Origin of the sequence: Aeromonas sp. PS2Canimalfood6 (assembly GCF_048276795.1) — a bacterium.
Lineage (GTDB): Bacteria > Pseudomonadota > Gammaproteobacteria > Enterobacterales > Aeromonadaceae > Aeromonas > Aeromonas caviae.
The window spans coordinates 41,854-62,116 of record NZ_JBLUXC010000017.1 but is presented as its reverse complement, the minus strand read 5'-3'; the positions used below and the strand labels follow the sequence as shown (position 1 = coordinate 62,116).

The window sequence follows — 20,263 nt, the reverse complement described above, 5'->3', positions numbered from 1 at the left end:
CATCATTACCTCATTCATCCTTCACTCCCTCACTCTTTCGGTTTGGATTGGTCGTAACGCCAGCGCGGAGCCCGCTTCTCGAGGAAGGCCGCCACCCCTTCGCGCTGGTTGGCATCGTCAAACAGGGCGAGAAAGAGGCTGCGCTCGAGTGGCAGCGCCGCGTCCCTGTGGGTGCTTCGCCCCTGATTGATGAGCTGTTTGCAGGCGCGCAGGGCGCTCGGGCTCTGGCGCTCCACCAGCTGGGCCATCTGCTGCGCCGCCTCCCAGGCGTGCCCCTCGGTCACCACCTCCTCCACCAGCCCCATCTCGTAGGCCAGGGTGGCGCTCACCTTCTCGCCGCAGAGGATCATCCGCTTGGCCCAGCCCGGCCCCACCAGCTCGGTGAGGCGCTGGGTGCCGCCGGCGCAGGGCAGCAAGCCCACCGAGGCCTCCGGCAACCCCAGCTTGGCCTGCTGCTCGGCGATGCGGATGTCGCAGGCCAGCGCGACTTCGAGCCCCCCTCCCATGGCATAACCGTTGATGGCGGCGATGCTGACCCCGTGAAAGCGGGCCAGCGCCTCGAAGGCGTGGCCAAAGGCCTCGGCCACCTCGCGGGCATACGCCAGGCTGCCGTCGGCGAACATCTTGAGATCGGCGCCAGCGCAGAAGAATTTCTCTCCGGCACCGCGGATCACCAGGGCCACCACGTCGGGGCGACCATCCAGCTCCACCATCATCTGCAAGAAGGCTTTCAGGCTGGCGAGCGTCCAGGTGTTGGCGGGTGGGTGATCGAGGGTGATGTAGGCCACGTGGCCGTGATATTCGAGCCTGATCCTTGTCATTGCGTTGTCCTTGTCAAAAAAACTGCCCCATGATGACAGGGTTGAATGGAGCCAACCTGCACCTGGCTCACAAAGCATGAGGACGCGCCGACTGCGTCCTCAGAGCAGGCCCCTCCCGCTACTCCAGCGACAGGCCGGGGTCGGCCAGCAGGCGGCGGGCGATGATGAGCCGCATCACTTCATTCGTCCCTTCCAGAATGCGGTGCACCCGGGTGTCGCGCAGATAGCGCTCAAGCGGATACTCGCGGATATAACCATAGCCGCCAAAGAGTTGCAGGGCGTCGTCGCAGATGCGGTGCCCCACGTCGGTGGCAAAACGCTTGGCCATGGCGCACCAGGCGCTCTTGTCCGGGCTGCCCTCATCGAGTTTGGCGGCCGCCTGGCGCACCAGCAGGCGGGCGGCGGCGAGCTCGGTGGCCATGTCGGCCAGGCGAAACTGCACGCTCTGGAATTCGCTGATCGGGTGTCCAAATTGCTGACGCTGGCGCACGTGCTCCAACGCGTCGTCCAGGGCCTGCTGGGCGGTGCCCAGCGAACAGCTGGCGATGTTGATGCGCCCCCCATCGAGCGCCTGCATGGCGAACTTGAACCCTTCCCCCTCCTGCCCCAGCCGGAAGCGAGCGGGAATGCGCACGGCATTGAAGTTCACCTCCCGGGTCGGCTGGCTGTTCCAGCCCATCTTTTCCTCCGCCTTGCCGTAGCTCACGCCGGGGGTCTGGGCCGGTACCATGAAGGCGGAGATCCCCTTGGCCCCCTCGCCACCGGTGCGGGCCATCACCACCAGCACGTCGGTGCTGCCGGCGCCCGAGATGAACACCTTGCTGCCATCGAGGAGGTAATCCTCGCCATCGCGCACGGCGCGGGTCTTGAGGGCCGCAGCGTCGGAGCCCGCCCCCGGCTCGGTGAGGCAGTAGGATCCCAGCAGCTCGCCGCTGGCTAGCCTGGGTACCCACTGCTCGGCCACCTCGGCAGGCAGCCAGCTGCCCAGCATCCAGCTCACCATGTTGTGGATAGTGAGATAGGCGGTGGTGGAGGTGCAGCCCATGGCGAGGCGCTCGAAGATGAGGCTGGCATCGAGCCGGCTCAGGCCCAGACCGTCATACTGCTCCGGGGTATAGAGGCCACACAGGCCCAGCGCCGCCGCCTGCTTGATGGTGGGGATGGGGAACTCGTGCTCCCTGTCCCAGCGCGCGGCGTGGGGTTTTAGCGCCAGATCGGCGAAGGCGCCGGCCGACTCGACACAGGCCCGTTGGGATTCGGTCAGGGTAAAATCCATCTTGTTCGCTTCCTTTGTACTTGTTCCGTCGATCCGTTGCTGTCAATGGGGGCACCCGGGCAAAGTGGGCAACCCCTGCCGTCAGCGCAGCTGAATGGTCATATTGGGGCCGCTGGGAATGTCTTCGTCGAACCAGCGCTCCGTCACCGTCTTGGTCTCGGTGTAAAAACGCACCGCCTGCTTGCCGTAGGCGTGCAGATCCCCGTAGAAGGAGCCGCGCCAGCCGGTAAAGGAGAAGAACGGCAGCGGCACCGGGATGGGCACGTTGATCCCCACCTGGCCCACCGCCACCTCGTGGCGAAACTTGCGGGCGGCGGCGCCACAGCCGGTGAAGAGGGAGGTGCCGTTGCCGTAGGGGTTGGCGTTGATGAGGGCAAGCGCCTCGTCGAGGCTCTCCACCTCGAGGCAGGCCAGCACGGGCCCGAAGATCTCCTCCCGGTAGATGCGCATCTCGGGGGTCACGCCGCGAAACAGGGTCGGCCCCACCCAGTTGCCCACCGGGTAGCCGGGTACGTCGCAAAAACGGCCGTCCAGCAGGCACTCGGCTCCCTCGGCAATCCCCGCCTCGATGAGCCCCTCCACCCTGACTTTCGCCTCCGGGCTGATGAGGGGACCATAAGCCGCCTCGGGATCGTGCCAGACGCCGGGTTTCACCTTGGCGAACTCGGCGGCGAGCTCGGGGATCCACTCCCGGGCGCTCCCCACGAACACCGCCACGCTGATGGCCATGCAGCGCTGACCGGCGGCGCCGACTCCCGCTCCCACGAGGTTGCCGAGTACCTGCGCCTTGTTGGCATCCGGCATGATCACCATGTGGTTCTTGGCGCCGACAAAACACTGGGCGCGCTTGAGCTGTGACGTGGCGCTGCGATAGACGTGACCGCCGACCCGGGCCGAGCCCACGAAACTGACTGCCTTGATATCGGGATGGGCCAGCAGCGCATCCACCTGCTCGGCGCCGCCATGCACCACCGACAGAATGCCCTTGGGGGCCCCCGCCTCGGTAAACAGCTCGGCCAGGCGCATGGGAGTGAGCGGATCCTGCTCGGAGGGCTTGAGCACGAAGCCGTTGCCGCAGGCCACCGCCAGCGGGAACATCCAGAGCGGGATCATGGCCGGAAAGTTGAACGGCGTGATGCCGACGCAGACCCCGAGAGGCTGCACCCAGGAGTGGCCGTCGACCCTGCGCGCCACGTTGCCCATGGTCTCCCCCAGGGTCTGGCTCGCAATGGCGCAGGCCTGCTCCACCACCTCGATGCCGCGCCAGACGTCCCCCTTGGCGTCCGCCAGGTTCTTGCCGGTTTCCTGGGCCAGCAGGGTCGCCAGCTCGTCGTGATGCACTTTCAACAGATGCTGGTAGTTGAACATCACCCGGGCCCGCTCGGAGGTCGGCACTTCTCGCCACAGCAGATAGGCCTCGTGAGCGGTGCGCACCGCCAGCTCAATTTCCGCAGAGGTAGCTTTCGGCACCCGCGCCAGCAGATGCTGGTCCGCCGGGTCGGTCACCTCTATCCACTCGCCGCTTGCGGACGGACACGCCTCGCCACCGATGTAGAGCGGCAGATCCCCGTACTGGGTGTGATGCTGGCTCATGCCCCCCTCCTGGCCCGTTGGCAGGCGATGGCAGGCCACTGCAGGCCGGCCACATCCATGTTGCTGTTGCACATCCTGTTCACTCCTTGCGCTCCTCTGCCCGGGTAGCCCTTGCGACGGGCTGCCATCGAATTTACCTTAGACTAACAACTCATTTACGTTTACGCTAACGTAAACTTGAATCACGAATGGACTGACCAGTCATCACCCTGATGGCAGGGGAAATCGGCAGTCCACTGCACCAAGGAGAGCACGGATGCATGCCCTGATGGATGAAACCCTCCAGGCCCTGACCGAACAGGTCGAGGCTTTCTGCCAGAAAGTGATCGCACCGCGCGCCAGCGAGATCGATCAGAGCAACGCTTTCCCCCGGGATCTCTGGCCCCGCATGGGTGAGCTGGGGCTGCACGGCATCACGGTGGCGGAGGAGTATGACGGGGTGAACCTCGGCTATCTGGCCCATGTGCTGGTGATGGAGCAGGTGAGCCGCGCCAGCGCCTCGGTCGGCCTCTCCTACGGCGCCCACTCCAATCTCTGCATCAACCAGATCCACCGCCACGGCACCCCTGATCAGAAGGCGAGATACCTGCCTGATCTGGTCAGCGGCAAACACGTGGGGGCGCTGGCCATGAGCGAGCCGGGTGCCGGCTCCGACGTGGTCAGCATGCGCCTCACCGCGGTGCGCGAGGGGGATCACTTCGTGCTGAACGGCAACAAGATGTGGATCACAAACGGGCCCGATGCCGACACCTTCGTCATCTATGCCAAGACCGATGCCGCCGCCGGGCCCAAAGGGATTTCCGCCTTTATCGTCGAGGCGGGTACTCCCGGTTTTTCCACCGCCCAGAAGCTCGACAAGCTCGGCATGCGCGGCTCCAGTACCTGCGAGCTGGTGTTCGACAACTGCCGGGTGCCGCAGGAGAACCTGCTGGGCCCCCTGCACGGCGGGGTCAAGGTACTGATGAGCGGGCTCGACTACGAGCGGGTGGTGCTGGCGGCCGGGCCCCTTGGCATCATGCAGGCCTGCATGGACGTGGTGCTTCCCTATGTGCGCGAGCGCAAGCAGTTCGGTCAGGCCATCGGCGAGTTCCAGCTGGTGCAAGGCAAGCTCGCCGACATGTATACCCGCCTCGCCAGCAGCCGGGCGCTGGTCTATTCGGTGGCGAGCGCCTGCGATCAGGGCCGCACCAGCCGCAAGGATTGCGCCGCCGCCATTTTGTTTGCCGCCGAGAACGCCACCCAGATGGCTCTCGATGCCATCCAGCTGCTCGGCGGCAACGGCTACATCAACGAATACCCCACCGGCCGCCTGCTGCGGGACGCCAAGCTCTACGAGATCGGCGCCGGCACCTCGGAGATCCGCCGCTGGCTCATCGGCCGCGAGCTGATGGGAGAGAGCGCATGAGCAGGATCCACTCCCGCCTCGACACCGCCAGCCCCGACTATGAGGCCAATCGGGCCGCCATGCAGGCACTGGTCGACGATCTCAATGCCCGCCTGGAGGAGATAGCCTTGGGCGGCGGTGCTGCCAACAACGCCCGCCACCAGGCCCGTGGCAAGCTGCTGCCCCGGGAGCGCATCGACCAGCTGCTGGACCCGGGTTCCCCCTTTCTCGAACTGTCGGCGCTGGCTGGCTGGCAGGTCTATGACGAACCGGTGCCCGCTGCCGGCATCCTCACCGGCATCGGCCGGGTCTCGGGGCGCCTGTGCATGCTGGTGGTGAATGACGCCACCGTGAAGGGCGGCACCTACTACCCCCTCACGGTGAAAAAGCACCTGCGCGCCCAGGCCATTGCCGAGCGACTGCGCCTCCCATGCCTCTATCTGGTGGATTCCGGCGGTGCCTTCCTGCCCATGCAGGACGAGGTGTTCCCCGACCGGGAGCATTTTGGCCGCATCTTCTACAACCAGGCTCGCATGTCGGCCCAGAGCATCCCCCAGCTGGCGGTGGTGATGGGGCTCTGCACCGCCGGCGGCGCCTATGTGCCCGCCATGGCGGACGAGTCCATCATGGTCAGGGAGCAGGCCACCCTCTTTCTGGCGGGCCCACCCCTGGTCAAGGCCGCCACCGGCGAGGAGATCAGCGCAGAAGCCTTGGGCGGCGCCGAGGTACACTGCGCCCACTCCGGGGTGGCGGATCACATGGCCCGGGACGATGCCCATGCCCTGGCCATCGCCCGCACCCTGGTAAGCAACCTGGGTGACAGCCAGACGGCGGCGTCACCGGCCCCATCCGCTCCCTCCTATGATGAGCCGCACTACCCCATCGAGGAGCTCTACGGCCTGGTGGGCACCAGTCTCAAGCGCCCCTATGACGCACGAGAATTGATCGCCCGGCTGGTGGATGGCTCTGTGTTTGACGAATTCAAGGCGTTGTTCGGCACTACCCTGGTGACGGGTTTTTCCCGCATTGAGGGCATGCAGGTGGGGATCCTCGCCAACAATGGCGTGCTGCACAGCGACAGCGCCCAGAAGGGAGCCCACTTCATCCAGCTTTGCAACCAGCGGGGGATCCCGCTGCTGTTTCTGCAAAACATCACCGGTTTTATGGTAGGAAGTACGGCGGAGAAAGAGGGGATCGCCAAGCACGGCGCCAAGCTGGTGACCGCCGTGGCCTGCAGCCGGGTGCCCAAGATCACCCTGATCGTCGGCGGCAGCTTCGGCGCTGGCAACTACGGCATGTGCGGGCGCGCCTATGAACCGGATTTTCTCTTCAGCTGGCCCAACAGCCGCATCTCCGTCATGGGGGGCGAGCAGGCGGCCGGGGTGCTGGTGCAGGTGCGCCGGGACAAGCTGGCCGCCGAGGGCAAGACTCTGGGCGAGTCGGAGGCGGCCGCCATTCGCGCCCCGGTGATAGCGCAGTACGAGCGCCAGGGTCACCCCTATTACGCCAGTGCTCGCCTGTGGGATGACGGCGTCATCGACCCGGCCCAGAGCCGCACCGTGCTGGCCCTGGCGCTGGCGGCCTGCCAGGGGGCCGAGCCTGGCCCTCTGCAGTACGGCATCTTCCGGATGTAAGGAGTTCATATGTCAGACCCGCTCTTCAACGATCCCCTTGCCCATTTTCGCCTTGAGCGCCACGGCCCGGTGATCGAGCTGGTGCTCGCCCGCCCGGCCCGTCACAACGCCCTCGATGCCGACCTGATGCAGGGGCTGCTCGACTGTCTCGACGAGTTGGCCCACGGCCAGCCGCTGGCCGACCGCCCCCACGTGCTGCTGCTGCGCGCCGAGGGGCCGCATTTTTGCGCGGGCGCCGATCTCGAGTGGATGCGCAAGATGGCCGGGGAGGCGTTCGACCCCCGCGCCTTTGACAAGAATCGCGAGGACGCCCGGGTGCTGGCCCACCTGATGCAGGCACTGGACGAGCTGCCCTTCCCCACGGTGGCCCTGGTGCAGGGGGCCGCCTACGGCGGAGCCTTAGGCCTTGTCTGCGCCTGCGACATCGTGCTGGCCAGCGAAAATGCCCGCTTCTGCCTCTCCGAGGTGACCCTGGGACTGGTGCCTGCGGTGATCAGCCCCTACGTGGTGCGCGCCATGGGGATGCGCCAGGCCCGCCGCTACATGCTGAGCGCGGAGCCCTTCGATGCCATCACCGCCTGCCGACTCAACGTGGTGCACAGGCTCAGCCAGCCTGATCAGTTGCTGGCGGAGGGACGCGCCATGGCCCTGCGGTTATGTCGCAACGGCCCCCAGGCGATGAAGGAGACCAAGCGGCTGCTGGCCGCCCTCGAAGGGCGCCCAGGCCACCAGCACGAAGAGCAGACCGTCGAGACCATCGCCCGGGTACGGGTCGGTCTCGAGGCACAGGAGGGGATCCAGGCCTTCTTCGACAAACGCCCCCCCACCTGGCGCCCCCGTTTCAAGGACGAAGCATGACCCATCACACTCCCATCAAGCGCCTGCTGATCGCCAATCGCGGTGAAATCGCCGTGCGCATCATCAAGACAGCACGACGCCTCGGCATTCACACCATCGCCCTCTACTCCGACGCCGACGCCCGCGCCATGCACGTGCGCGAAGCCGACGAGGCCTGGCATCTGGGGCCGGCCCCCGCCCGGGAGAGCTACCTCGACACCGGCAAGGTGCTCAAGATTGCCAAAGAGGCGAATGCCGACGCCATCCACCCGGGCTACGGTTTCCTGTCCGAGAACAGCGACTTTGCCACCGCCTGCGAGCAGCGGGGCGTGCGCTTTGTCGGCCCAAGCGGCGCCGCCATCCTCGCCATGGGGGACAAGTCGGGCGCCAAGGCGCTGATGCAGGCAGCCGGCGTCCCCGTGCTGCCCGGTTATCACGGCGCGGATCAGCACCCCGGCTTTTTGCGCGATCAGGCGAGCCAGGTGGGCTTCCCGCTCCTTATCAAGGCGGCCAGCGGCGGCGGTGGCAAGGGGATGCGCCGGGTCGATCAGCTGGCCGACTTTGACGACGCCCTGGCGGCGGTCAAGCGGGAGGCGAGTGCCGCCTTTGGCGACGACCATGTGCTGCTGGAGCGCTATCTCCCCCGCGCCCGCCACGTGGAGGTGCAGGTCTTTGCCGATGCCCTTGGCAACGCCATCTATCTGGGGGACAGGGACTGCTCCTTGCAGCGCCGCCACCAGAAGGTGATCGAAGAGGCCCCCGCCCCCGACATCTCCCCTGCCCTGCGCCGCGCCATGGGCGAGGCGGCCGTGGCGGCGGCCAAGGCCATCGCCTATCGGGGGGCCGGCACCATCGAGTTTCTGCTCTGCAAGGAGGAGTTCTTCTTCATGGAGATGAACACCCGGTTGCAGGTGGAGCATCCGGTTACCGAGGCCATCACAGGTCAGGATCTGGTGGCCTGGCAGCTGGCGGTGGCCGAGGGCAAACCGCTGCCCCTCACCCAGGATGAAGTGGTGCTGCGTGGCCACGCGGTGGAGGCGCGCCTCTACGCCGAGGACGTGGCCGCCGGTTTTCTGCCAGCGAGCGGCCCCATCCACTGGCTCACCTGGCCCAAGGGGGTGCGCATCGACACCGGCGTCACCGCTGGCGATGAGGTGAGCCCCTATTACGACCCCATGATCGCCAAGCTCGTCGCCCACGCACCGAGCCGCAGCGAAGCCTTTGCCACCCTGGCCGATGCCCTGGCAGCCCTGGATCTCGGCCCTCTGGTGCACAACGGCCCGCTCCTGCAGCGCCTGTGCGAAGCGCCAGAGGTGCTGGCGATGCGCCACCACACCCAGTGGCCCATTCCCACCGACACCCTGCCCGTTCCGGCGCTCGCCTGGCCCCTCACCACCCTCTGGCTCGCCACTTGCGAGCGCGATGCCTCCCCCTGGCAGCAGGCCGCAGGCTTTCGGCTGGGCCCCACCCGCCGCTTTTGCGCCACGGTGCGCATCGGCGAGGAGACCCGCACTCTCACCCTCGCCGAGCGAGGGGGCGCCCTGCTCTGGCAGGGCGAGCAGATCCCGTTTGAACTCGGGTCAGATCAGATCCGCCTGTGCCAGAGTGGACATTGGCAGCGCTATCCGGTGCAGCCCCTCGGCGAGGGCGCCTATTTGCTGCACCTGGCGGGCAGACGCATCCGCTTCTCGCTCGATGATCAGCATCATCAGCTCCACCATGATCACGACACGAGCCATGTCCCGGGCATCCTGGCCCCCATGCACGGCATCGTGGTGGCGCTGCAGGTCGAGGCCGGCCAGCCGGTCAGCAAGGGGCAACCCCTGCTGGTGCTGGAGGCGATGAAGATGGAGCACGTCCTCAAGGCCGACCGGGACGGGGTGATTGAGGCCCTGCAGTGCCGCCAGGGGGAACAGGTGAGCCAGGGCGCCGTGCTGGTGCGCTTTGCCGAGGACCATACCGCGCAGGAGGAGCGCTCATGAGCCACACGCACGAGAACCGGGACGACAAGGTCAGCCTGGTGGAGATGGGGCCCCGGGACGGCCTGCAAAATGAGACCGCCACCCTCTCCCTGGCGCAGCGGCTGGCGCTCATCGCCCGCCTGGCCGAGAGCGGGTTGCAGCGCATCGAGGTGGGGGCCTTCGTGTCGCCCAAAAAGGTGCCGCAGATGGCGGATTCCGCCGCACTGTTCAACGCCCTGCCGCGCAGGGGGCCGACCCGCTATGGCGCCCTGGTGCCCAATCTGCAGGGTCTGCAGGCCGCCGTCGCCGCACGCGCCGACGAGATAGGCCTCTTCACCGCCTGCTCGGACGGCTTCACCCGAGCCAACATCGGCATCAGCGTGGAGGAGTCCCTGGTGCGCTTCGCCCCCCTGGTGCAGGAGGCGCGCAGCCTCGGCATCAAGGTGCGCGGCTACCTCTCCACCGTCATCGCCTGCCCGTTCGACGGCCCGACCCGCCCGAAACGGGTCGCCGCCCTGGCCGAGCGGCTGCTGGATCTGGGCTGCCACGAGATATCCCTCGGCGACACCATCGGCGTCGGCACCCCGGGCACCGTGGCTCCCATGCTGGATGCGGTACTGCACGAGATCCCGGCGGGCCGGCTTGCGGTTCATTTTCACGACACCTATGGCCAGGGGCTGGCCAACCTGCTGCCGGCGCTGGAGCGCGGGATCCGCACCATCGACTGCTCGGTGGCCGGGCTCGGCGGCTGCCCCTATGCCCCCGGCGCCTCCGGCAATGTGGCGTCGGAAGAGGTGGTCTATCTGCTGCACGGCCTTGGCATGAGCACCGGCGTCGACCTCGACCAGCTGGCCGCCACCGGCCAGTGGGTGAGCGAGCTGCTGGGGCGCCCCAACGGCTCACGGGTCGGCCAGGCCCTGCACGGGAGGGGACTGCGCCTCGCACAAGAGCGCGAGCAGCGCACCCCGGGAGGCCATCATGCATCATGAACCCGGCCCTTGCCGCTGTGCCAGGACCCCGCCATCTCATCAGGAGGGCGCACCATGAGAGCCAGACACGCCAGTGGCAAGGAGAGGACCTACAGCATCTCGGAGCTGGCCCAGGAGTTCGACATCACCCCCCGCACCATCCGCTATTACGAGGACGAGGGGCTCATCACCCCGACCCGGGAGGGGCAGACCCGCATCTACAGCCACAAGGACAGGATCCGCCTGAAATTGACCCTGCGCGGCAAGCGCCTCGGGTTCAGCCTGGCGGAGATCCGCGAACTGTTCGACATGTACGACACCGACCGCTCCAGCCGGATGCAGCTTCACTCCATGATCCAGCTCATCGAAGCCAGACGCCACTCCCTGCGCCAGCAGCTAGAGGACATCCAGATGGTGATGGCCGAGCTCGATGCCGCCGAGCAGCGCTGCATCCACTCCCTCGGCGGCTTGAAAACCGACGGGGATTGACAGACTCTGGGGGTATCTCGCCCCCGGTATCCCGATTTTCCAGTGGATATTCGCAGTGGCAAGCCCTGACCCGGCAACCCCCTTGTTCCCCACATCGCCCATCGCGACATGCCGGACAGACTGGGCGGTTTGGGCAAGCGGCGAGGTGGGGCAAACGGGGGAAATCCGGCCTTGGTCGCACAATAATTCCCCAGCCCGGTCAGAGTGCGGCGCACCTCATGAGTCCTTCCCATGAACCGGGCACGATTAATTGCTACCATATGCGCATCAAATGGAGACCATCATGCTCAAGCCTCTGCCCGCTCGTCTGCTGCGCTATGCCCTCTATCTTCTCGCGCTCCTGCTCATCGGCATCACCATCCTGCTCTGGCAGGCGCCGACCCTCATCCAGCGCCATCTCCCCGGCTGGCTTGCCACCCATTACGGTCTGCACCTCTCCCTTGGCAAGATAGAGGTGGGGATCCGCTCCCCCTCCCTCGTGCTGGGGCCCAGCGCCCTGCTCGATGACCAGCAGCAAGCACTGGTGTCATTTGAAGAGCTGAAGCTCATTCCCGCCTTGAAAGCGAGCTGGCAGCAGCGCGCCCTGGTACTGGAAGAGGCCACCCTGACCGCCCCCAGGGCAGATCTGGTGCGCCTCGAGGATCTCAAGGGGGAGGCACGCTTCAACCTGACCGATGCACTGGCCTCCCTGCTCGCCCCTGCGCCGGAGCAAACACCGCCAGCTAGCGCCGAGCCCGTGCTGGTGACTATCGGCAAGCTGTCCGTCGAGCAGGGCCGGCTCAGCTACCGGGACAGCCGCAAGCCCAACAGTCCGGGGTGGGTGCCGCCCCTCACCCTGGACAAGCTCACCCTGCACCTGCCCGGATTTTCCAGCGCAGAGGGGGTGCTCAACCCCTATCGCCTGAGCGCCACCGTCAACGAGAAGAGCCCCCTCAAGGCCGAAGGAGAGTTCGACATGATGAGCGGTGCCGGCAAGGGCAACCTCAGCCTTGGCAAGGTGGCCATCGCCCCCTTCGCCCCCCTCTGGGCCCCCTATCTCAAGGCGACCCTCGCCAAAGGGGAGGCCAGCGCCGAGCTCGCCTATCGCCTCACCCAGGGCAAGCAGGGACTGGACTGGCAGTTGTCAAAGGGCAAGCTGACCCTGGCCAACTGGCAGCTCACACGCAACAAGGGGGAGGAATTTGCCCGCTTCAAGCAGTTGGCGCTGACCGGGATCCGCATCGATGGCAACAAGCAGCGCCTTGAGCTCGATGCCGCCACCCTCAAGAGCCCGGCCATCACCGCCGTCCTCGACCACCAGCAACAACTGGATCTCGCGGACCTGCTGATCCCCCAGAAGACCCCCAAGGGGGGCAAACAACCGGCCACCCCCGCCAAGCCCTGGCAATGGGCCCTCAAGCAGACCCGCATCGACCAGGGCAGCCTCACCCTGACCGAAGCCACCAGCGGCAAGCCCCTGAAACGGGCCATCTCCGCCATCGCCCTCACCCTGGGGCCCCTTGGCAGCCAGACCGCCCAACCCAGCCCCCTCACCCTCAACGCAGCCCTCGACACCAGGACGACGGTGGCGTTTGACGGCACCCTGGGGCTGACCCCCTTCACCCTGAACGGCGCCATCCGCCAGCAGGGGCTGCCGCTGACCCTGGCCCAACCCTACCTGCAGGATCTGCTGCGCATCAGCGTGCGGGACGGCGAGCTTGCCAGCCGCACGAGGCTTGACCTGGTCACCGACCGCCAGGGGGCCATCAGCAAGCTGGAGATAAGCGGTGGACTCGAGGTCGCGGGGCTCAACGTGCTGGATCGGGCCGACAACCAGCGCCTGCTCCAGATAGAGAATCTGCAATTGAGCGGCCTGCACTATGATGGCCTGAGCCAGCAACTGCGCATCGCCGACATCCTGCTCAGCAAACCCTATGCCCGTATCGAGATCAACGAAGAGGGGATCACCAACGTGCAGCAACTGCTGCTGCCGCAACCCGCCGCGAACGCCAGGGAGAGCGCCCCCGCCCCGCACATCGTCATCGATCAGATCCGTACCGCCCAGGGCAACCTGCGCTTCGCCGATCGCAGCCTGAGCCCGGAGTTCGTGGTGGACATCGCCTCCCTCGACGGCCAGAGCCGCCATATCAGCAATACCCCGGGGCAGCGCTCCGAGCTCGCCTTCAACGGCAAGGTGGACCGCTACGCCCCCGTCACCATCCGGGGGGGCGCCAACCTGCTCATCGAGGATCCCGTGCTGGATGTGGCCGTGGCCTTCAACAACCTGGAGCTCACCACCTTCACCCCCTACTCCAGCACCTATGCAGGCTATGCCATCGACAAGGGGCAGCTCTCCATGAAGCTCAACTACAAGCTGCAGGGCAACCGGCTGGAGGGGGACAACGACATCACCATCAAGAAGCTGCAACTCGGGGAGAAGGTCAAGAGCGAGCAGGCCAAGGATCTGCCCCTCGGCCTCGCCATCGCCCTGCTGAGCGATTCGAACGGCGTCATCAAGATGAACCTCAAGGTGAAGGGCAATCTGGATCAGCCTGATTTCAGCCTGGGCAATATCTTCTGGGACGTGCTCGGCAATACCCTCGGCAAGGCCATCACCTCCCCCTTCTCCCTGCTTGCGTCCCTGACGGGGGGCACCAAGGATCTCGACGAGCTCCCCTTCCTGCCCGGCGATCCCGCCCTGACCCCGACCCAGCAGACCAAGCTGACCACCCTCGCCCAGGCCCTCAAGGAGAGGCCCAAGCTCAGCATGAACATCCGCGGCAAGGTCAACTTCAACGAAGAGCGCCCCATCCTCCAGCGCCAGAAGCTTGAGCGGCTGCTGGCCAAGACCACCGGCAGCCCGGTGGATTTGACGCTGCTGGAGCAGGATCCCGCCATGCAGTCCGCACTGGCAGAGGCTTATGAAGCCAAGTTCAACGAAGATCTCGGGGATCTGGCCGACCGCTTGCGACTCGATGAAGGGAGCGAGGCCCTGCGCGCCCAGGCGGTGCTCCTGCTGCGGGATCAGCAACTCATCACCGCCAAGTCCCTGCGAAACCTCGCCATGCGCCGCGCCCAGAACACCAAGGAGTATCTGGTGGATACCCAGGGCATCGCGCCGGAGCGCCTCTTCGTGCTCGACAGCCAGGTAAAGGAGGCCGACAAGGAAGCCAAGGTGGTGCTGACCCTGGACAACTGATCCGGCCCCCGCCGGATACCCCTCTTGTTTGCCCCGACGGCATATGGCCCGAGGGGCTCCCACCCCCGACCGGATAACGCCTTCCTGGCCATTTTAAGGTGCCCACCGCCCAGGTACCCGGACGGCGCCAGTCTGCTCGGCCCTTTCTCGTCCCTTTCTTTCCCGCCGGAGCGAGCGGGCGGTGGCTGGCGCCGCGCTTTGCCCCTGTTGTTCCCTTTGTGCCTAGCGGCGGCGACATCATGGTGGAGCTGCCTTATCCCTACTTGCTTGCCTGCTTGCAGCGGGATGATCAGGATGGTGGATCTCTACTTCTGGTAGCGTCTCTCCACGAAGGAACAAGGGAAGCGGATCCCTGTCCCTTGCTGAGTCTTTCACCGTGGCGGGCACGAGGTGGGCTCTCCTTATCCCTGGTTGCCGGTCTGGCCGAGCAGAGGCAGGAGGTGACCTTGGCTGCTTGCCTCCCCTTCTCTAACCTCCCCCTGACCCCTGCCATCAGGATTTGTCTCTCGCTAGCCGTCCCGAACAATCCAGTTATCCGGCATGTCGGCATGTCGGCATGTCGGCATGTCGGCATGTCAAAATAGATGGCCCGATCAGATAGACAGTGTCTAATCGGGCCAATCCTGAACACCCTCTCCCGCACGCCACAGGGCCAACCCCGCGCCCCCTCTTAAATTTCGCAGCCTCTTCACTGGCCCTCCGTGCTGCCGTGTCTGCATGTTGAAGCCTTCGGCCACAGGGCGATCCCTTGGCTCAACCTCTTGCGTCTTGGTTTTTGTCACCTGGCTAGCCCATGACGCCATTCCTCCCGTCTTGACGCTTTTTCACCAGTACAACCGGTGCTGCCGTCTCTGCCATGTTGAAGCCTCCGGCCACAGGGCGATCCCTTGGCTCACCCTCTTGCGTCTTGGTTTTTGTCATCTGGGCCCATGGCCCATCCCGCCTCTGGCTTTTTGACAAGGGCAGCCTCTGAGCCCACCCGTTGATCTTGCGCCCCTTTCGCCCGTGGCAGTCAACACGGCGCGCCTGCGGGTTTCTCAGGCGCCCCGCCCTTGTGTAGGGAACACGGTGGCGAGCGCGGGGTTGACGAGAAAATGGGGAGCGCAACGGACACTGCGATGGCAAGCGATACGGGAGGCCGATGGGCTACAAACAGGAGGTAAACACTCTGGTCTGATGGCATATGAACTCATTTTTCAATCAAGCCGCCATGACGCGACCATCCGGGGGCGCGTTTCCCTCACCAGTCCCAGTCACCACCATCGTTGCCGACTTTCATGCCAAGGTGCCTTTTATACAAAATCGCAACGTTGAAAACGTTTTTCATTCACCACTCGTCTACCTGAACGGCACGAATGGTTGGCCACTTAAACTTTCGTGTTCTTTTTTTACCATTTCTGTGTGTCCCCCCCTTGCCCGGGACCCTGAGCCTGCCTAAAATCGCGCGTCTTTTATCAACCCCACCTCTACTGTTGGAGAACACCACGTGAGCGAAAAATTGGCCAACCCTGCCCCTCTGGGTCTGATGGGTTTCGGTATGACCACCATTCTGCTGAACATCCATAACGCAGGTTTCTTCCCCATCAGCGCCATGATCCTGGCCATGGGTCTGTGCTATGGCGGTCTGGCCCAGATCATCGCCGGCATCATGGAGTACAAGCGTGGCAACACCTTCGGTGTCACCGCCTTCATCTCCTACGGCACCTTCTGGTGGAGCCTGGTGTTCCTGCTGATGATGCCGGGCATGGGTCTGGCCGAAGCCACTCCCCACGCCTACATGGGCTGGTATCTGCTGATGTGGGGCATGTTCACCCTGTTCATGCTGGTAGGCACCATCAACTTCCCCCGCGTGAAGCAGTTCGTGTTCGCCTCCCTGACCGTGCTGTTCTTCCTGCTGGCCGCCCGTGACTTCACCGGCAGCACCCTGATCGGCACCATCGCCGGTTTCGAAGGCATCATCTGCGGCGCCAGCGCCATCTACCTGGCCATGGCCACCGTGATCAACGAGCAGTTCGGTCGCACCGTGCTGCCCATCGGCGAGCAGAAGAAAGCCGCTCCCGTCGAGCTCAAAGCCGCTGCCTAAGCACCCGGCGACATCGCTGTCACGAAAAAGGCACCCTCGGGTGCCTTTTGTGTTTCTGCCGCCCGGACACAGTGCCGATCAGCCCTGCGCTCCGGGATCCCCAGCAAGCAATCGGGTGGCCGGGTAGCGGCCTGCGGGATCCTGGCCGTAGAAGCGGGCGAACTGGTCATAGACCGCGGGGTAGACGGCGCGCAGACGCAACGGATCGGTGAAGAAGCTCTCGCTGCACACCGCGAAGAATTCGGCGGGATGCGAGGCGGCGTAGGGGTCTATCTCGGTCACCTCCTCTCTGGTCAACTGATCGTTCATCTCGTCAAACGCACCTTGCAGCGCCCGGGTCCATTGCTGGGGATCCATGCCCCGCGGCAGGGGCGGTGCACCGTCCGCATCCCCTCCCAGCATGTCGAGCTTGTGGGCAAGCTCATGGATCACCAGGTTGAATCCGTCCCAGTCCCCGTCCTGCTGCAATTCACTCCAGGCCAGCACCAGCGGCCCCTGGGGCCAGGATTCACCGGCGTTCTCCTCTTCAAATTCGCTCACCAGCCCGAACTCGTCCTGCACCTCCTGACGACGGGTCACGGGCTCGGGGATGATGATCACCTCGTGGAAACCTCGATACCAATCGAACCCCAGGTGCAGGATGGGCAGCACTGCCTGCAGGGCCAGCACCCCCTGCTGGCGGGGCGTCAGTTCCACCCCGATCTGGGTGAGGGTCTTGCGCGAGAGAAAATGGCGCGCCAGCTCCATCAACTTCTGCGCCTCTTCTTCTTCAAGCCCCTGCAAGATGGGCACCGCCGCCAGCGCCTCGCGCCACTCCTGCTCTTCTGGGAGACGGGGCTCCCGGGGAGATGCACCACCCAATACCTCTTTCAACCTGGACCAGAACACACGGACTCCTCTTGCCAATCAGACAGCTTTCACAAAACGTTTCGGACGCTCGCAATACCCTTGCGCCAGATAAAATCGGTGCGCCCCTTCGCGCTTGAGGCTGCTGGAGAGCTCCAGCTGGCCGCACCCCAGGGCTGCCGCCCGCTGCTCTGCCGCCGCCAGCAGCAGGGCCCCGATGCCCCCGCCCCTTGCACCCTCATCGACAACCAGCGCCGAGATCAGGCCCCAGGCTGGTGCAAGGTGCATGGGTTGCAAGTGGTGCCACACCAGCACCCCCACCGGGATCCCCTCGCACAGGGCCACCAGTACCTCCCGCGCCGGATCGGGCTGGGCCAGCCTGGCGCTGACCGCCCCGTCAGGGTTGGGGTAGCCCAGCTGGGCAAACAACCCCGTCAATCCGGCCCCATCTTCCTCCCCGGCGAGGCGAATAATGTATCTGTTTTCCCTTGTTGCCACTCCTGGCCTCCTATTTGCATTACCTCAATCAGCCCTCTGGGCATGGCAAAGCGGCAGATGATGGGTATGTACCGAATCTTGTCCAGTTCCATTCACCATTTGTTAATGTCAATTCACAAATTAACAAAGTCACAACACTTTTCACTAGGAAGGCCCTGAACAAACCGATATGTTAAATCCCGCGGACTAACCAGTCGAAAGTCCCGCACAATCCTGAGTGACCCCCTTGGTCACCATATATTTCAATGTTAGGGCAGCGAGGCACAGACCTCGCCAAGACAGCGCAACAAAGGAGTTGTTGTACATGAATGAGATCGTCAATGCCATCAATGGCGTGATTTGGAGCCCTGCGCTCATCTATCTGTGTCTGGGGGTAGGCCTCTACTTCTCCCTGCGCAGCCGTTTCCTGCAACTGCGTCACTTGAAAGGCATGATACGCCTGATGTTTCAGGGCAAGGGCAACGATGCCGGTGTCTCCTCCTTCCAGGCACTCTCCATGACCCTGGCCGGTCGCGTCGGTACCGGCAACATCGCCGGTGTGGCCACTGCCATCACCTTCGGCGGCCCGGGCGCCCTGTTCTGGATGTGGATGGTCGCCTTCCTCGGCGCCAGCTCCGCCTTCGTGGAGTCCACCCTGGGTCAGGTCTACAAGGAGAAGATCAACGGTGAATACCGCGGCGGTCCGGCCTTCTACATCGAGAAGGGGCTCGGCATGAAGTGGTATGCCTGGACCTTCGCCATCGCCACCATCTTCGCCTGCGGCGTGCTGCTGCCGGGCGTACAAGCCAACTCCATCGGCTCCAGCCTGCAGACCGCCTTTGACATCGATCCCAACGTCACCGCCGCCGGTCTGGCGCTGCTGCTCGGTTTCATCATCTTCGGCGGCGTCAAGCGCATCGCCAATTTCGCCAGTACCGTGGTGCCCTTCATGGCGCTGGGTTACATCATCGTCGCCTGCGTCATCATTGCCCTGAACATCGGCCAGCTGCCGGGCGTGATCCTGCTCATCTGGAAGAGTGCCTTCGGGATGGAAGCCGGCTTCGGCGCCATTCTGGGTCTGGCCATCATGTGGGGTGTCAAGCGCGGGGTCTACTCCAACGAAGCAGCCCAGGGGACTGGCCCCCACGCCTCCTCCGCCGCGGCGGTGAGCCACCCGGCCAAGCAGGGCCTGGTGCAGGCGTTCTCCGTCTACATCGACACCCTGTTCGTCTGCTCCGCCACCGGCTTCATGCTGCTCATCACCGGCCTGTACAACGTGCAGGGCCCGGACGGTGCCGCCCTCTACACCGGCATCGCCGGCATCGCGGCAGGCCCCGGCTATGTGCAGACCGCCATGGAAAGCATGATGCCAGGCTTTGGCAACTACTTCGTCGCCATCGCCCTGTTCTTCTTCGCCTTCACCACCATCGTGGCCTACTACTACATCGCCGAAACCAACATCGCTTTTGTCAACCGCAAGATTAACCGCCCCTGGCTCACCTTCTTGCTGAAGATTGCGCTGATGGCTGCCACCGTCTACGGCACCGTCAAGACCGCCGATCTGGCCTGGGGCCTGGGTGACATCGGCGTCGGCCTGATGGCCTGGCTCAACATCGGTGCCATCCTGATGCTGCAAAAGCCGGCTTTCGCCTGTCTGAAAGACTACGAGGCACAGCTGGCCAAGGGTCTGGATCCCGTGTTCCACCCGGAAAAGCTCGGCATCAAGAACGCCGACTACTGGATTGAAAACCGCGCCGAAGTGAACCTGATGCGCGAGCAAACCGGCCACCCCTTCGAGGCAGACCCGGATACCGTTGCCAAGTAATCAGACGGCACAATGCAAAATGGCAGCTTCGGCTGCCATTTTCATTTGTGTTGGATGGGTGAGGGGTTCAAAGCGCGTTGCGGCGCGGTCCGAATGGCAGGCGCCAGCGAAACAGGCTGTTGAGGGTCGCCCGCCACTGGTTGGGGCGCCCCAGGATCTGCCTCTGCAACCGGGTCTCTTCCTTGAGCATGGCCTCGTCACTGCGAGCCCAGGCCTGGGTGTAGAGCTGCTTGATCCCCGCCAGCGCATCCGGCGACTTGGTGATCAGGGTCCGGGCAAAGGCCCGCGCCTCTTCCAGGGGATCCGCGCACACCCGGCTCACCAGGCCGAGGGACTTGGCTTCGCTGGCTTCCAGCTCGCGCCCGCTCATGGCAAGCTCCATGGCGGTATCCATCCCCATCAGGTTGCGCAGGGTGACGCTGCCGCTCATGTCGGGGATGATGCCCCACTTGATCTCCATCACCGAGAAGCTGCAATCCGGGGTGCTGAAGCGAAAATCGGCGCCGAGCGCTATCTGCAGGCCGCCGCCAAAACAGACCCCCTGGGTCACCGCAATCACGGGCACCGGCAATTGATGCCAGCCATAGGCCACCCGCTGGGCCAGGTTGGTCGCCTCGTCCGCCTCGCGCTTGAGGATCTCCAGCGCCGCCACCGGCTGCCTCAGCATGGATTTCACATCCAGCCCGGCGCAGAACGCCCGCCCCTCCCCGTGCAGGATCACGGCCCGCAGCCCTTTTTGCCGGGATAGCGCGTTCAGCGTCTCGTCGATGGCGTCGAACATGGCCCGATCCAGCGCGTTGAGCTTGTCCCCCCGGCAGAGCATCACCTCGGCGATCCCCTCCTGAGACACCCATTTGACCCTTGGCTTTTCCATCTCCGTCTTCGTCCTTT

The 20,263-nt window shown here is 64.9% G+C and carries 15 protein-coding genes; 9 read left to right on the top strand and 6 right to left on the bottom strand.

Annotated features, from left to right (window positions below; genetic code table 11):
- Window positions 1-29: 29 nt before the first annotated feature.
- The 3 genes from ACNPAA_RS09585 to ACNPAA_RS09575 form a co-directional block, all read right to left on the bottom strand.
- Entirely contained in the window at window positions 30-821 is a 792-nt protein-coding gene (locus ACNPAA_RS09585; RefSeq protein WP_161470448.1) for an enoyl-CoA hydratase, read from the bottom strand.
- 118 nt (window positions 822-939) lie between these two features.
- Window positions 940-2,097: an acyl-CoA dehydrogenase family protein gene (locus ACNPAA_RS09580; RefSeq protein WP_161470449.1), complete on the bottom strand. Its 1,158-nt coding sequence runs from the start codon at window positions 2,095-2,097 to the stop codon at window positions 940-942.
- An 81-nt stretch (window positions 2,098-2,178) separates the two neighbouring features.
- A complete protein-coding gene (locus tag ACNPAA_RS09575) occupies window positions 2,179-3,690 on the bottom strand; it encodes a CoA-acylating methylmalonate-semialdehyde dehydrogenase (protein ID WP_417891714.1) in 1,512 nt (503 codons plus the stop codon).
- Between the two features lie 256 nt (window positions 3,691-3,946).
- On the opposite strand from ACNPAA_RS09575, the gene ACNPAA_RS09570 reads away from it, so the two are divergent.
- The 8 genes from ACNPAA_RS09570 to ACNPAA_RS09535 all read left to right on the top strand — a co-directional run bounded on the left by ACNPAA_RS09570 (window position 3,947) and on the right by ACNPAA_RS09535 (window position 16,224).
- Window positions 3,947-5,095 carry an isovaleryl-CoA dehydrogenase gene (locus ACNPAA_RS09570; protein ID WP_151028040.1) on the top strand — a complete coding sequence of 383 codons (1,149 nt, stop codon included), beginning with the start codon at window positions 3,947-3,949 and terminating at the stop codon, window positions 5,093-5,095.
- Complete coding sequence (locus ACNPAA_RS09565) at window positions 5,092-6,708, top strand: carboxyl transferase domain-containing protein (protein WP_408809008.1); 1,617 nt, start codon at window positions 5,092-5,094, stop codon at window positions 6,706-6,708. Before ACNPAA_RS09570 ends, ACNPAA_RS09565 begins: the two co-directional genes overlap by 4 nt.
- A 9-nt stretch (window positions 6,709-6,717) precedes the next feature.
- Window positions 6,718-7,566: an enoyl-CoA hydratase-related protein gene (locus ACNPAA_RS09560; RefSeq protein WP_042878770.1), complete on the top strand. Its 849-nt coding sequence runs from the start codon at window positions 6,718-6,720 to the stop codon at window positions 7,564-7,566.
- A complete protein-coding gene (locus ACNPAA_RS09555; protein ID WP_417891713.1) occupies window positions 7,563-9,527 on the top strand; it encodes an acetyl/propionyl/methylcrotonyl-CoA carboxylase subunit alpha in 1,965 nt (654 codons plus the stop codon). The genes ACNPAA_RS09560 and ACNPAA_RS09555 overlap by 4 nt, the downstream gene beginning before the upstream one ends.
- Window positions 9,524-10,495 carry a hydroxymethylglutaryl-CoA lyase gene (locus ACNPAA_RS09550; RefSeq protein ID WP_417891712.1) on the top strand — a complete coding sequence of 324 codons (972 nt, stop codon included), beginning with the start codon at window positions 9,524-9,526 and terminating at the stop codon, window positions 10,493-10,495. The genes ACNPAA_RS09555 and ACNPAA_RS09550 overlap by 4 nt, the downstream gene beginning before the upstream one ends.
- Window positions 10,496-10,549: 54 nt before the next feature.
- Window positions 10,550-10,963, top strand: coding sequence for a MerR family transcriptional regulator (locus ACNPAA_RS09545; protein WP_010674587.1), 414 nt, complete (start codon window positions 10,550-10,552; stop codon window positions 10,961-10,963).
- 271 nt (window positions 10,964-11,234) lie between these two features.
- Complete coding sequence (locus tag ACNPAA_RS09540) at window positions 11,235-14,141, top strand: DUF748 domain-containing protein (RefSeq protein WP_417891711.1); 2,907 nt, start codon at window positions 11,235-11,237, stop codon at window positions 14,139-14,141.
- 1,486 nt (window positions 14,142-15,627) lie between these two features.
- Entirely contained in the window at window positions 15,628-16,224 is a 597-nt protein-coding gene (locus tag ACNPAA_RS09535) for an acetate uptake transporter (protein WP_069651183.1), read from the top strand.
- Window positions 16,225-16,302: 78 nt separating this feature from the next.
- Here ACNPAA_RS09535 and ACNPAA_RS09530 read toward each other — a convergent pair whose 3' ends face one another.
- Entirely contained in the window at window positions 16,303-17,112 is an 810-nt protein-coding gene (locus ACNPAA_RS09530) for a zinc-dependent peptidase (protein ID WP_069651179.1), read from the bottom strand.
- 18 nt (window positions 17,113-17,130) lie between these two features.
- Window positions 17,131-17,544 (bottom strand): GNAT family N-acetyltransferase, encoded by a 414-nt coding sequence (locus tag ACNPAA_RS09525; protein WP_048208677.1) that lies wholly within the window; start codon window positions 17,542-17,544, stop codon window positions 17,131-17,133.
- A 328-nt stretch (window positions 17,545-17,872) separates the two neighbouring features.
- On the opposite strand from ACNPAA_RS09525, the gene ACNPAA_RS09520 reads away from it, so the two are divergent.
- A complete protein-coding gene (locus tag ACNPAA_RS09520; protein WP_043156472.1) occupies window positions 17,873-19,372 on the top strand; it encodes an alanine/glycine:cation symporter family protein in 1,500 nt (499 codons plus the stop codon).
- 67 nt (window positions 19,373-19,439) lie between these two features.
- Here ACNPAA_RS09520 and ACNPAA_RS09515 read toward each other — a convergent pair whose 3' ends face one another.
- On the bottom strand, window positions 19,440-20,246 hold the full coding sequence (locus ACNPAA_RS09515; RefSeq protein ID WP_201871964.1) for a crotonase/enoyl-CoA hydratase family protein: 807 nt from the start codon (window positions 20,244-20,246) through the stop codon (window positions 19,440-19,442).
- Between the last annotated feature and the right edge of the window lie 17 nt (window positions 20,247-20,263).